This window comes from Halobacillus sp. ABD4_316 (assembly GCF_056161385.1).
The window spans coordinates 20,884-33,663 of the sequence record NZ_JBSWZA010000005.1 but is presented as its reverse complement, the minus strand read 5'-3'; the positions used below and the strand labels follow the sequence as shown (position 1 = coordinate 33,663).

Annotated in this window: 13 protein-coding genes; 4 read left to right on the top strand and 9 right to left on the bottom strand. The window is 46.4% G+C overall.

The window, feature by feature from the left end; all coding sequences use genetic code 11:
• Positions 1-64: 64 nt before the first annotated feature.
• From ACXAJH_RS16885 to ACXAJH_RS16870, 4 genes are all read right to left on the bottom strand, one after another.
• Positions 65-337, bottom strand: a complete 273-nt coding sequence (locus tag ACXAJH_RS16885) for a hypothetical protein (RefSeq protein WP_206931909.1) — start codon at positions 335-337, stop codon at positions 65-67.
• Positions 338-1,027, bottom strand: a complete 690-nt coding sequence (locus ACXAJH_RS16880) for a VOC family protein (RefSeq protein WP_474994668.1) — start codon at positions 1,025-1,027, stop codon at positions 338-340.
• A gap of 182 nt (positions 1,028-1,209) precedes the next feature.
• Complete coding sequence (gene dacB, locus ACXAJH_RS16875; protein ID WP_474994666.1) at positions 1,210-2,685, bottom strand: D-alanyl-D-alanine carboxypeptidase/D-alanyl-D-alanine endopeptidase; 1,476 nt, start codon at positions 2,683-2,685, stop codon at positions 1,210-1,212.
• Positions 2,686-2,827: 142 nt separating this feature from the next.
• A complete protein-coding gene (locus ACXAJH_RS16870; RefSeq protein WP_474994664.1) occupies positions 2,828-3,340 on the bottom strand; it encodes a GrpB family protein in 513 nt (170 codons plus the stop codon).
• A 144-nt stretch (positions 3,341-3,484) separates the two neighbouring features.
• On the opposite strand from ACXAJH_RS16870, the gene ACXAJH_RS16865 reads away from it, so the two are divergent.
• Positions 3,485-4,150: a type 1 glutamine amidotransferase domain-containing protein gene (locus ACXAJH_RS16865; protein ID WP_027953684.1), complete on the top strand. Its 666-nt coding sequence runs from the start codon at positions 3,485-3,487 to the stop codon at positions 4,148-4,150.
• 63 nt (positions 4,151-4,213) lie between these two features.
• Here the strand turns inward: ACXAJH_RS16865 and ACXAJH_RS16860 are convergent, their stop codons facing one another.
• A complete protein-coding gene (locus ACXAJH_RS16860) occupies positions 4,214-6,643 on the bottom strand; it encodes an EAL domain-containing protein (RefSeq protein WP_474994846.1) in 2,430 nt (809 codons plus the stop codon).
• A gap of 168 nt (positions 6,644-6,811) precedes the next feature.
• Here ACXAJH_RS16860 and ACXAJH_RS16855 point away from each other — a divergent pair, with 168 nt between their 5' ends.
• Positions 6,812-7,888: a mechanosensitive ion channel family protein gene (locus tag ACXAJH_RS16855; RefSeq protein WP_474994662.1), complete on the top strand. Its 1,077-nt coding sequence runs from the start codon at positions 6,812-6,814 to the stop codon at positions 7,886-7,888.
• A gap of 150 nt (positions 7,889-8,038) precedes the next feature.
• Here the strand turns inward: ACXAJH_RS16855 and ACXAJH_RS16850 are convergent, their stop codons facing one another.
• The 4 genes from ACXAJH_RS16850 to ACXAJH_RS16835 all read right to left on the bottom strand — a co-directional run bounded on the left by ACXAJH_RS16850 (position 8,039) and on the right by ACXAJH_RS16835 (position 10,034).
• Positions 8,039-8,359: a hypothetical protein gene (locus ACXAJH_RS16850; RefSeq protein WP_474994660.1), complete on the bottom strand. Its 321-nt coding sequence runs from the start codon at positions 8,357-8,359 to the stop codon at positions 8,039-8,041.
• A 481-nt stretch (positions 8,360-8,840) separates the two neighbouring features.
• Positions 8,841-9,158, bottom strand: a complete 318-nt coding sequence (locus ACXAJH_RS16845; protein WP_474968001.1) for a hypothetical protein — start codon at positions 9,156-9,158, stop codon at positions 8,841-8,843.
• A 21-nt stretch (positions 9,159-9,179) separates the two neighbouring features.
• Positions 9,180-9,368 carry a helix-turn-helix transcriptional regulator gene (locus ACXAJH_RS16840; protein ID WP_027953680.1) on the bottom strand — a complete coding sequence of 63 codons (189 nt, stop codon included), beginning with the start codon at positions 9,366-9,368 and terminating at the stop codon, positions 9,180-9,182.
• Positions 9,369-9,527: 159 nt separating this feature from the next.
• Positions 9,528-10,034: a GNAT family N-acetyltransferase gene (locus ACXAJH_RS16835; RefSeq protein WP_474994658.1), complete on the bottom strand. Its 507-nt coding sequence runs from the start codon at positions 10,032-10,034 to the stop codon at positions 9,528-9,530.
• An 87-nt stretch (positions 10,035-10,121) separates the two neighbouring features.
• Here ACXAJH_RS16835 and ACXAJH_RS16830 point away from each other — a divergent pair, with 87 nt between their 5' ends.
• Both ACXAJH_RS16830 and ACXAJH_RS16825 read left to right on the top strand, forming a co-directional pair.
• Positions 10,122-11,570 carry a spore germination protein gene (locus tag ACXAJH_RS16830; protein ID WP_474971765.1) on the top strand — a complete coding sequence of 483 codons (1,449 nt, stop codon included), beginning with the start codon at positions 10,122-10,124 and terminating at the stop codon, positions 11,568-11,570.
• 18 nt (positions 11,571-11,588) lie between these two features.
• The gene (locus ACXAJH_RS16825) at positions 11,589-12,770 is read left to right on the top strand and encodes a Ger(x)C family spore germination protein (protein WP_474994656.1); all 1,182 of its coding nucleotides are present in this window, start codon (positions 11,589-11,591) and stop codon (positions 12,768-12,770) included.
• Positions 12,771-12,780: the final 10 nt, after the last annotated feature.

The window sequence follows — 12,780 nt, the reverse complement described above, 5'->3', positions numbered from 1 at the left end:
TCCTCCCTCTCTCTGCTGAGCCGTTCACCTCTAGTACGGTCAACAAGGAGAAACGTTTCAAAAATCAGGCAGGAAATCGGATGCTTCCATTATTCACCTGCACATTCCCATGACCTGCTTTCCTCATCCGTCCGGATGCAAAATCATTGTTTGTGAATTGACGGAAATACTGCCTCGCTCCGTTATACGTCGTATACCACAGCTGGTTGATAATGGTATACGTTCCATGACCTGCAAAGCGGAGCGGATGGTAGGAAACACCAAAGACCGGATGAGTCATTTTAGCAATCCCGTACCTGCCCTTTTCATCCAGCCACAAACCCAGCATCTTCTCCATTTACACACCCCCCTCCCACTCTTCGACAGAAACGAGACCGCCCTCACCCACGTACGCGGTCCCTCTCCCCTTTAGGAGAACCGTTACAGGATAAACCTCCGCCATCTGATCAGAAAACAGCCACTTTCTACCCGGTTCGAGGAGCAAAAGAAAGCTTTCGTCTTCCTTTTCCCCTATAAAATTCAGGAGGTGCGGCCGGATTGGGCGCTTTTCTCTTTCGATGAGATTCAACCGTTCAAGAACTTCAGCCCCCTGCCCGGCGTCCACCGCCACAAAGCTCATTTCATTGACCTTCTGCAGGCTCTCTATGGAGAACGGCTGTCCATCACTCTTTGGAGCCGTACGCCTTGCGATACACTCGACAATATTACCGGCGGGATCCTGAAAGGAAAAGGCACGGGCCTGAAGATGCTTGAAGGCCGCCTCATCCTGATCCTCTTCTTTTAGGAGCGGGGTACGGGCCTTCACCCACTCTTTCGCCTCCTGAAACTGGTCTGCCGGGATATCAAAGGCGAAAAGATAAAAAGGATGTCCTTCCTCTACTTTTAGAAAAGTGATGGTGCTTCTCCCAGCTTCAATGGTCAGCTGACCTTCTCCCGATTCTCTCTCCTTAAAACCGAGGACCTCTTCGTAAAAATGTTTCATATCCTTGAGCGGCCGTGTATCCAGCATGACTTTTTCAATAAACATTTCTCATTCCTCCTTCACAGCGGTACCTTCATGGTAAAGAGAGGGGAAAGGAATCACATCAGGGGACAGACCGATGTTTTCTACGTCTTTCGATGGAGATCAAGACCCGCTGCAATCATTTTCTGTCTGCCACAACAATCAAAAAGGCGGCCGGAAACTTTCCCGGCCGCCTTTTTGGTATCTTATCCCTCATATTCAGCAAGAGTTACTGCGAGCTCATCCTCAATCTCCTGAACGGAACCTAAATAGTTATTCAAAAGGATGGAGAAAATCAACTCCTCCCCGTCTTTCGTCGTAACATAGCCGGAAAGCGAGGTCACACCAGTCAAGGAACCTGTCTTGGCATGGACATTCCCTTCAGCCGCTGTGTCCTGCATCCGATTCCTCAATGTACCCCCAACAAAACGTTCTTCCTTTCCTGCCACGGGAAGGGATGTGTAGAACGCGTCATACCACGGTTCCTGGCGAACTTTATATAAGAGTTCTGAGATTTCATCGGCCGGAACCATATTGACATGCGACATGCCTGACCCGTCCCGCAGGCGCATCGTATCTGCATCCACATCAATCGTCTGCACATACTCTTCTACGACATCCAACCCTTTATCCCAGCTGCCCTCATCGTAAACGGTCCGCCCCATTTCCTTGATTAACACCTCAGCGTGTCCGTTATTACTCAGCTTCATGAATGGGATGAACAAGTCTTCAAGCGGCATCGATGTATGAGATGCAACAAGGTCGGATTTCTCCGGCGTTTCCGCGTACGTCATCTTTCCTTTCACCTTTATGCCGGCTTCCTCCAACGCCCTTTGGAAAAGGTCGAGCGCAAGTCCAGACGGCTCATCGACCGCCACCCAGGAGCGGGACCGGCTGCCTTCAAGTGGAAGAGTCCCTTCCACAATAATCTCGTTTGTTCCGTGTTTCCGTTCAATCGTGACATCTTTCTCTCCATCTTCAGCAACCGTCTTCGTTTGATTGATGATTTTTACGTGGTCTGTTTCCGGTGTCACTTCGACAACGGCCTCTTCCCCTTCCTCCGCCGCTGGATAGGCAGCGACGATCACCGTTCCTGCATCGTAATCTTCATTAGGCGCAGCTGTAAGGGCAGAAATCTGAGAAGCATAATAACGGGATTCATCATTCCAGGAAATGTCCTCAGACAAACGGATATCATCGTACCATGTGTCATCCGCAACCAGGCTTCCTTTGACTGCCCTGATCCCTTGGTCCTTCACTTGTTGGGCAAGCTCCTGAAAATCCTCATAGAGAAGGGTTGGGTCTCCTTTCCCCTTTAGGTAAAGGTCCCCGTGAAGCTTACCTCCTCTTATTTTCCCTTCTGAATACACTTCCGTATCAAACGTGTAGCGGGGGCCAAGCGTATCCATCGCAGCCGCTCCCGTCAGAAGTTTCATGTTGGAGGCCGGCTTCAACCGGTCATGGGCATCATGTTCATATAAGACCTCCCCCGTGTCGGCTGAGCGGACACTCACACCGCTCAACGCTCCGTCCAGCTTCTCATCACTTAGTAAAAGGTTGAGTTGATCAACCAATTCTTCATGTTCCAAAGAAGCCGTTACTTCTGTCTGGACAGGCTGAAAAGGAAAAAACAAAACAAGACTCGTCAACGTCAGGACTGCAGCATTGGATAATTTCCGCATATGTATACGTCTTCCTCCTCCAATATGGGGTCTTCTACACCTTACCAAAAATTACAGAATATTATAATAATTAACAGATATTTTCCACAAAACAGCCCCAAGGAAGCAGTTCTTTGGATAGAGTATCAACCTATCTATCCTCTCAGCTGCGTGACCAGTCCCATGCCGCTTGTTGAAGTTGTTGGACAAACCCGCCCTTTCCCTCGATGTACGCGTCGATATTAAAACGGTGGGCCTGCGCCAGCTGCTTTTTCAACCGCGCATAAGCGTTCCGCTCCGCGTCATGCGTCCGAAGATAATCACGGAACACGAGATGACGCTCTATTTCAGGACTTCCTTCTTCAAATACGTGCACGTGATGGGTTCTAACCTGTCCCCCTTTTTGAAAAAAACGGCGGCCAGGCAATCCGTTTTCACCTTTCGCTTCATACTCTGCCTTCTCCATTGCAGCGACCGCTTCATCGACCGCTTTCAAATCACTGACGACAGGAAGTATATCAATCACCGGCTTGGCCGCAAGTCCGGGAACTGCTGTACTGCCGATGTGATGAACATCGACGAGCGCTGATCCAAAGATCTTTTCCAATATCCGCTTTTCCTGTTGAAATAAAAATGACCAGCCCGTGTCATTAGGGACAACCTCCACCTTCCTCATCCGACCCCCCCTTTATTTTCCTCATTATCCACATTCAAGTATAGCAGATGAGTAAATGTGTCCCGTTTGAGCAAACTATTTTCGTTCCTGTCCTTCATCGTGTATAACTTATCGTGTAACATCACTTATTTAGGAGGTACCATCATGAGCAAAAAAGTTCTAATGGTCGTAACCAATCACACTAAAATCACAGATGATCATAAAACAGGCCTGTGGCTTGAGGAGTATGCTGTTCCTTATAATGCCTTCAAAGAGCAGGGCTATGAGGTAAAAGTAACAAGCATCCAGGGTGGCGAAGTTCCACTGGATCCCAACAGTATTCCTGAAGAAGAAGTGAAAGAATGGGCGGAAGCTCAAGCACAGCTGAAGGATACAGCCAAGCTTTCCAAAGAAGATGCCAATGGATTTGACGGTATTTTCCTTCCAGGCGGACACGGGACAATGTTCGACTTCCCGGAAAACGAAACGCTTCAGTATGTCCTGCAGCAGCACGCGGAGCAGAACAACGTTATCGGTTCGGTCTGTCACGGACCAAGTGGTCTCGTCCATGCGACGTATGAAAACGGCACTCCGATTGTAAGCGGCAAAAAAGTGACCGGATTCACGGACTCCGAAGAAATCGGCATGGGGCTGGATGTGCATATGCCATTCATGCTGGAAACAGAACTGCGTAACAAAGGCGGCGAATTTTCCAAAGGGGATGACTGGAGCGCCTACGCGGTCCGCGATGGTAATCTGGTAACCGGCCAGAACCCGATGTCCAGTGAAAAAGCTGCAGAGAAAATGGTTGAAGCTTTAAAAGAAAACTAAAAACTCCCTTTCCAAAAGGAAAGAGAGTTCCAGGCTGTCGGGAACGTTCTCGACAGCCTTATTTTATGTCAGGGGTGCTCCTTTCATCGGCTGAAAAAACCGGGTGGAAATCTGGTCATGCGGCACCGGAGCACTGCACAGGTATCCCTGGTACTGGTGGCATTTCCTTGAAATCAAGTAATCCAGCTGGGACGGCGTTTCTACACCTTCTGCGATGACGTTCAAGTTCAAATTGAGAGCCATATGGATAATCGTATCTACAACAGCCCTGTCTTTGGAACTTTTGTGGATCGTCTGGATGAACGATTTATCAATTTTAAGGGTATCAAGCGGGAAGTCCTTCAAATAATTCAAGGAGGAATACCCGGTCCCGAAATCATCGAGGGAAATTTTGATCCCCATCGCTTTCAGCTCATGCATAAAAGGAATCGCTGTTTGCGGATTTTGTACGACACTCTCCGTCAACTCGAGATCAAGGTACTTCGGATCCAGACCGGTTTCGTCCAGGATCTCTTTAACGGAATCCACAAATCCCGGATCATTGAACTGGACGGCTGAAATGTTGACAGAGATATGAAAAAGGTCATGACCTTCATCAAGCCATGTTTTGAACTGAGTACAGGCTTTTTTGAGGATCCATTTCCCTAGTGGAATGATCAGCTTTGTCTCCTCAGCAAGTGGAATGAAATCCAGAGGAGAGACAAGTCCCAGTTCACGGTGATTCCAACGAACGAGCGCTTCGAAGCTCTTTACATCCCCCGTACCAATAACGACCTGAGGTTGATAATAAATCTCGATTTCCCCGCGTCCGGCCGCTTTTCTCAGACCGGTTTCCAGCATCATTTTCCTGGAAATCACTTCATTAATCTCCATCGTAAAGAATTGATACTGGTTGCCGCCCTCTTGTTTCGCCTGATACATCGCTGTATCGGCAAATTTAATAAGGTCATCCGCTTCCAGGCCGTCCTGCGGATAAAGACTGATTCCGATCGACGGCGTTACGAACAGTTCCACCTCATCAATGAAAAAAGGCTCACGCAGAGCATCAAGCAGCTGACTGGCAGCCATGCCGGCTTTATAGGAACTTGTTTCTCTCAACACCAGAATAAACTCATCCCCGCTCTGCCGGGCAGCAAAATCGTTGTCCCCCAATCCAGCCTGCAGCCTCTCTGTTACCTGCTTCAGCAAGGCATCCCCTGTCTTGTGTCCATACACATCATTGATTTGTTTAAATCGATCCAGATCCAAGAACAAGACGCCGGCTTCCTCGTTGTTTTTGTGCGCCTGCATGAGCACGGTCTCCAAGTGATCGTTCAGCATTCTCCGGTTCGGAAGATGGGTCAGTTCATCTTTATACACGAGCTCATTGATCCGCTCCTGTTGCTGAACCCGCTCCGATATATCACGGATGATTCCGGTATAATACGTCTGCTCGTCGTTGGAGGTCGAGGATAAGGATAACTCCAAGGGGAATACCCTTCCTGTGGCATGCATTCCCTCGAGTTCCACCGTCTGTCCAATCACACGCGCTGCTCCTTTTTTCAAAAACAGAGCCGCCCCTTCAGGGTGTGCTTCATAAAACGAAGGCGGAACGACGATATTGATCAGCTGACCGACCGCCTCCTTCTGGCTGAACCCGAAGGTATCGACAGCTGCCTGGTTCCAGGCGAGAATCTTTCCTTCCTGGTTCATGGTGATCACGGCATCATTCGCCGATTCCACAATGGTCTGGTACAGGGTATCCATGAAAAGGATATGATCGCTGTGCTCTTCCATTTTCGTATCGTACCGGTTCACTAAAATAAACAGTCCGATTAACACAAACACTCCGAACGTCACGATGTATCCGAGCGGCGTCGGGTCTATAAAAGGATCGGTATGAGCGGACGTTTCCACATGATAAAAGCTTGCTGATGCCATTCCGGTATAATGCATTCCGCTGATCCCGGCCCCGAGCACCAAGGAGGCTCCTATTTTAAAACGCTTCAACCTTCTTGGATAATTCATAAAACTCTTCAATACAATCAAAGCGGTAAAAGAAGCCGCGAAAGCAATGGCTGCCGAAGCGGCAACAAGCTGCGCATCATACTGGATCGCGGCTTCCATGATCATCGCTTCCATGCCGATATAATGCATCGAAATGATGCCGAGGCCGATTACAATCGAACCGACCGCTGCGTCGATCCGCTTTTTCAATCCACGGCTCATTAAATAAAAAGCTAGAAAACTGGCTCCCGCTGAGGAAAGGATGCTCAACGTCAAAAGCCATGAATCATACCGGACCGGCATGCCCATGTCATAGGCGAGCATCGCTACAAAGTGCATCGACCAGATGCCGCCGCCCAGCGTAAGCGCTCCAGCTGCTATCCATTTCCACTTCGTCAGGCCGGAAGCTTTCTTCAACCGTTCCACCATCGTCAACGAAGCAAATGATGCCGCCACAGCTGCAACAATCGATAAAATTACAAACCATGTATGATAGGAACCTGTCATTTCCACTCGTCTTTTCCCTCTCTTCTTTTTATCTCTTTCTTATATCGGCGGCCGGATGTCAAATTAGAGAGAATTCTGGAAAAGAATCACGCCTGAGCTTAGCTTTTTTGACGGAGGGTAAAAGACATAGTAGGATGAACAAACACACGTGACAAGTGAGGTGGTTTTTTGGACTCTTGGAGAAGTTGGTCGTGGGAGGATATTTTAGCCGTCATCCTTTTCCTAACCGCCGTTATCCTGCTTCGATGGATATTAACAGGACTTGTGAAACGTCTGTTTTCAAGCCGTCCACGGGCAGAAAAAGCTTTTCTATCTTTAATCAACTGGTTTTCCTACAACGGGATTCTCGTCTTTATCATTTTTTATTTTGCAGATTCCAAATGGCTGTTCTACGAGCTCATCCCTATAGAAAGTGTGGATGTCACCCTTTTTCTCATTATCGTAGCGCTTCTGATTCTGACGTTCGCCTTCCGGATTTCCCGGATTTTGAACAGGTACATCTTTCCGTTCTTTTATGACCGGCATCAACTGGATAAAGGCACCCGTTTCACTATGGAACGTGTCATCCATTATGTCATCATGGTGATTGCGTTTTATATCAGTTTGACAACGGTCGGTATTGATCTCAGCGCCCTTGCCGTTTTTGCCGGGGTGCTCGGCGTCGGGATTGGTTTCGGGATGCAGAACATTGCCTCCAACTTTATTTCCGGACTGATTCTTCTTTTCGAACGGCCGATCAAAGTAGGAGACCGGGTCCTCATTGATGATGTGGTTGGTGATGTTCAGCGGATCAGCATGCGGGCGACGATCGTACGCACGTTAGAAAATGAGCACATCATCATTCCGAACTCGTATTTTCTAGAAGAAAAAGTAGTCAACCGTTCCTTTTCCGACCCACGCCTTCGGTTAACCATTCCAGTTGGTGTCGCCTATGGTTCAGATGTAGAAAAAGTGAAGGCCGCTCTTCTTCAGGTAGCAGCGGCCGCGCATGAAGCGAATACCTACGTCCTCGAGGATCCGAAGCCTTTCGTAAACTTTAAAGGCTTTGGCGATTCCTCGCTCGACTTTGAGCTGTTCGTCTGGATATCTAAACCGGAGGATTTGATCCCGATCAAAAGTGAGCTGAACTTCAGCATTTACGCAGCGTTCAGCCGTGAAGATATTGAAATTCCATTTCCCCAGCGCGATTTACATATTAAATCGAACGCAGCTGGACTATTCAACGACAAAGAAGGGCAGCCTTAACCAGGCGCCCTTCTTTGTCGTTTTCATCTAATGGGAAGGATATAACAGCATCTGGAACAACATCTCTCCTCTATCACATCAATTATTGAATAAGCGTCATCGTTATGATGAGAGTCGTTAAACACGGACCGAGCTGATACCCTTTTTTGTTCATAAATAAAGAATTCCCAATGGGTAAGGCAGTAGTATCCTTACAACAAACCATATAATAACGGCCAAAAACAGGAACATCACAGCGATACTCAACGTCTGCCTGTAACGCTTTTGTTCTCTTAAATTTAAGTGAATGATATCCCAGACCAGCCTTAGGAAGAGTAAACCCATAATAAGGAACATGAAGAAAATCAGTGACGTATCAAACACTTTAGAAACGATAAATACTACAAAGATCCCGATAAAAGTTAAGAGGTTGTCCATTCTTTTATCCACTTGCTCGATATTCCCATCTATTGCTCTAACGATTCCCTTCACGAAACGCCCCCCCTTTGAGTCAAACCTATGTATTTGAATTACTAAACCAATGTGGGCTCTTTCCTCTTATTGCTGTTATTTCCACTGATAGATCAGCGGATAAAAATCCAGCATAGTCACCGTGATCAATCCTTGATGTATCTGTCGCCAGTCATTTTTTTCTGGAGTGAGATTATCGGGTGGGATTGATGGATTTGCGGTAAATGGTTTGTTCGGCATCAGCCTTTTGTTCCTCAACCTTATGTAAGTGTCGATCATTATCTATACCTGTTTAGAAGCCCAAACGAAGAGCATTCCCAATAAAATAGTCGAAATAGAGAGGAGCAGGAAAGATCCTCCTAGAATCAGGGCTGGAATGAGGTAACAGACAGCAGCAGCTGTGATGAACCATCCTGTAACAAATAAAAAGCTGGACAAAAATTCAATGATGTTTTTTATAAAATCACCTCATTTAAATACATCGTTCGTTGCCGGCAGACTTCTATGCACTTACCTTCCTGCTGTTGATAAAATAAAATACACAATAACTCAGGAATAATATCGTTAAATAAAACAACTCAGGATAATTTGTTTTTATGCCCTCCAAGCGGGGATCTCCCACATTAAAGAATTCAAAGAGAAAATTTGCAAGCATGAACAGAATGATTGTTGACCAGCTTTGTATCACTGCTTTTTGTTTAATCCACTGTTTTCGTTCATCTTCTTTAGGCTTGAAGATAAATTCTCGACTGCCGGACAACACCCCAACAATACCAAGCCAGATAAACGGAATAACTAAGTTTGTTAAAAATACACTCATCTTACACGTCCCCTTCTACGGTTATGGTTTAAATACCTGATCAACAGTGGTTCCTAGCTGTTTTGCGATATTAAATGCCAGTTTCAAGGTGGGGTCATACTTGTTATTTTCTATCGCATTGATCGTTTGACGGCTGACATTACACAGATCGGCAAGTCTTCCCTGGGAAACCCCAAGCTTTTCTCTTAACGGCTTAATCTTGTTTTTCAAATCGTTCCCACCTTTTTTCTTCAGCTGACTGTCAAAAGTATTTTACACTTAAATGGTAATAAAACCCAATCATAATGTCAAATACTTTTGACAGTGTAGTTATACTATATCTAAGTAGAGCGAGTATTGACATTATAAAAAGGAGACTGGTTCTCTCCTTTATTTTATAGTGATCATATACACGTCTACCTCTCCCTCTTTCATAAACATCTCTTTAGACTTATGCATGCCGATCGAACGGGCGATATGTGCGGATGCTGTATTGCCCGGCTGTATAAGGGAGATATACCTTTTCTCACTCCTGTGCTTCCTGCCATAGCTCAGCAATAATCCAGCCGCTTCCTTTGCATATCCCCGTCCTTGGAACTCGTTGATGATCCAATAACCGATTTCCACCTCTTCTTTTCCGTCAACCTGTTGGGGTACCAAGCCGGCATGCCCGATACGCTCTCCGCTCTCCTTTTCGATCAGAACCTTTAGTCCGAGATCAGGATCTGATTCCTCATGTGTATGAATCCAATGCAGGAATTCACGGGCTTCCTGTTTTGTTTTCACTCCCCCATCACCGATATAATTCATCATTTCAGAATCTGACAGCATTCCAAACAGGAAAGAGAAATCCTCTTTTCTATAGGATCGAAATTGAATACGCTTTGTAGACCACATGAAACCCCTCCTCTTATATTCACTATTACAGTTTTTCCATTCATGAATTTTCCACTTATGGGCAGGTTACGGATGAAGGGGATGCTTATGAAAGATTATACAGAAGATGGACGCCTATCTGAAATACAACAGTCGTTTGGGAACAGCTCAGATATTAATATCCGACCTTTTCAACATCCACGTTTTTCGATCAGTGGAGTGCTGGTATACATAGACGGGATTGTAGATACGTCGGTGATTGAAAAACATATCCTGCATCCTCTGTTGGATGAACGAAATCGAAACAGGAAAACAGGGGATTTGGATATAGAAAAAGCATTGGAAACGGCAGGTGTGGAAGTTGTCCCCTTTTCCTCCTATAAGGACAAGCTGATCAATGGATGGACCCTTATTCTGCTTAAGGATCGTGACCAGGTGATTGCGGCAGATACTGCTAAGTGGAAAGAACGCGCTCTTACTACTCCTAAAGGGCAGCGGGCGGTCGAGGGGCCGGATATCGGATTTAACGAGAGTAGAAAAAGTAATGTGGCACTGGTGAGAAGCATTGTGAAAAATCCGATGCTGCGTGTCGAAACTGAAACGTATGGAAGCATCACTCAAACGTCTGTTTCCCTTGTGTACATTGAATCCAAGGTGGATGAAGCGATTCTGAAGGACGTCAGGGAAAAACTCTCCCACGTATCCATGGATTATATCTTGGACTCGAACTTCATATCAGAGTACCTGACAAAAGAATCCAAATCAATTTTCCCATTAATCATCAACACCGAAAGACCTGACGCAGCCGCAGCGCAGATCATTGGGGGAAGAGTGTGCATCCTCGTGGATGGTTCTCCCTATGCACTGATTGCCCCTGCAGAATTGGTGCAGTTTTTTCATACAGCCGAGGATTATTATATTCAAAGCCGCTTCAATCCCCTCCTCCGGCCGCTCCGTATCTTGTTTTTTTGGCTGTCGCTTTATATTCCTGCTCTTTATGTTGCCTTTACTACATTTCATGCAGGAATACTGCCGGATAACCTCCTTGTCGGATTCATGGCTCAGAGGCAGGTGGTCCCTCTGCCTACGTTTTTGGAAGTGGTGATTGTCAACTGGCTGATAGATGCCATTTATGAAGGCTCCAACCGGCTGCCGCAGAGTGTTGTCCTTACGATTTCAATATTTGGAGCGATTGTATTCGGACAGTCGGCCGTTGAAGCCCAATTGATTCAGCCGATCACCCTCGTCGTTTTAAGTGGATCGTTTATATTATCGAGTATCGTCCCGGTAGCCGCACTGAACTATGCGACACGTTTTTTACGTCTCAGCCTAATCTTAATCAGCGCCCTTCTCGGGCTGTATGGATTGGCTCTGGCTACTTTAATGCTGCTTATCCATTTATGTTCCCTGAAAAGTTTCCAAGTTCCTTATCTTTCACCGATCGCCCCTTTTACGTGGAAAGATCAAAAAGATACCATCATCAGGGAAGCCATGCCTGAACTTAACCCGACAGAAGTGAATTTTACGAAAGAAGAGGATCCATCCTCAAAACGTTGATGGTGGAGGGACGTACGCATGAAAGAAATCCGTTTGAGGCTTCTACTGATCCTTCTTATTTTCATGGGAGCCCTTTTCATCAGTTCTATTCAAACCACACGGCTGCACACGCTTTCGCTTGTCACTGGAATGGGCATCGAAAAAGAACAAGGCATTTATTCAGTTACCCTCCAATTATATAACCCGGAAGCCAATGCTAAAGAATCCTCCGGTGAAATTGGCGGGAAAACCTATACAGCCACTGGTGTGACCATTGCTGATGCCATAGCAGCCTTAAAAAACGATATTTCCAAACGCATCTTCACGGAAACGCTTCAAATCGTTGTCCTGGGAGAGCAGATGGTCAAAGAGGAAGGGGTGGATCCTGTTCTTGACTATTTGGTCCGCGCTCCTGAAATTCCGGGAAACATCCAAATGGTGATTGCCAGGGAATCATCGCCCGAATTCGTGTTTCAAATGTTCCCGGCGGACGATAAAGTAACCAGCAGCCATATAAGAAAATTGCTGAGTCATTCAGAACAGCGGTGGGGTACGTTTCAAGACATATCTGCTGAACGTATCAAAAGCCTCTTGGAGGACAAAACAAGTGACATCGTTATCCCCTACTTGGAACTGAAAGGCGATAGAATGGAAGGGCTCTCAAAAGCCAGCACGGAGAGATTCACGCCGGCGGCCTACTTTTCGCTGACCGGGCTGGCCTTATTATCGAACGGGAGGCTGAAAACCTACTTCACCTCTGAAGAGAGCCGCCTGCTGGCCTTACTGAGGGGGGTGAATCAAAAAGAAAGCCTCACCTTCCCGTGCAGGGAAGACAATCATTATATGACCATCAGAACTACAAACACCAATGCTTCAACGAAAGCATCTGTAGATCCATTGTCCTTCAACATACAGGTTCACGTGAAAGCTTATGTAGAGGAATACGGGTGTAAAGAGGAAATGAATGGGCAGCGGGGTATTCAAAAGCTTGAGGAATGGCTGGAAGAAACGATAAAAAAAGAACTGACAGTCATGGTTCAAAAACAAGAGGAAGAGGGGGCAGACTTTCTCGGTTTAAAAGATCACTTGTACCGCCATTCACCTGCCTATTGGAAAAAGATGAAGAAGGAGAAAAACGAAGACCTTTCAAAGGTCCCTGTAACGATCGATGTTCAGGTTTCGCTTACTAAAATAGGGAAAACCTCTAAATTACCTTTATGATGAGGACGAT

Bases quoted from the DNA above. Each gene is read 5' to 3' on its own strand.
- ACXAJH_RS16885 (WP_206931909.1), bottom strand. From the start codon at position 337: ATGGAGAAGATGCTGGGTTTGTGGCTGGATGAAAAGGGCAGGTACGGG.
- ACXAJH_RS16880 (WP_474994668.1), bottom strand. From the start codon at position 1,027: ATGTTTATTGAAAAAGTCATGCTGGATACACGGCCGCTCAAGGATATG.
- dacB (WP_474994666.1), bottom strand. From the start codon at position 2,685: ATGCGGAAATTATCCAATGCTGCAGTCCTGACGTTGACGAGTCTTGTT.
- ACXAJH_RS16870 (WP_474994664.1), bottom strand. From the start codon at position 3,340: ATGAGGAAGGTGGAGGTTGTCCCTAATGACACGGGCTGGTCATTTTTA.
- ACXAJH_RS16865 (WP_027953684.1), top strand. From the start codon at position 3,485: ATGAGCAAAAAAGTTCTAATGGTCGTAACCAATCACACTAAAATCACA.
- ACXAJH_RS16860 (WP_474994846.1), bottom strand. From the start codon at position 6,643: ATGACAGGTTCCTATCATACATGGTTTGTAATTTTATCGATTGTTGCA.
- ACXAJH_RS16845 (WP_474968001.1), bottom strand. From the start codon at position 9,158: ATGAGTGTATTTTTAACAAACTTAGTTATTCCGTTTATCTGGCTTGGT.
- ACXAJH_RS16835 (WP_474994658.1), bottom strand. From the start codon at position 10,034: ATGTGGTCTACAAAGCGTATTCAATTTCGATCCTATAGAAAAGAGGAT.
- ACXAJH_RS16830 (WP_474971765.1), top strand. From the start codon at position 10,122: ATGAAAGATTATACAGAAGATGGACGCCTATCTGAAATACAACAGTCG.
- ACXAJH_RS16825 (WP_474994656.1), top strand. From the start codon at position 11,589: ATGAAAGAAATCCGTTTGAGGCTTCTACTGATCCTTCTTATTTTCATG.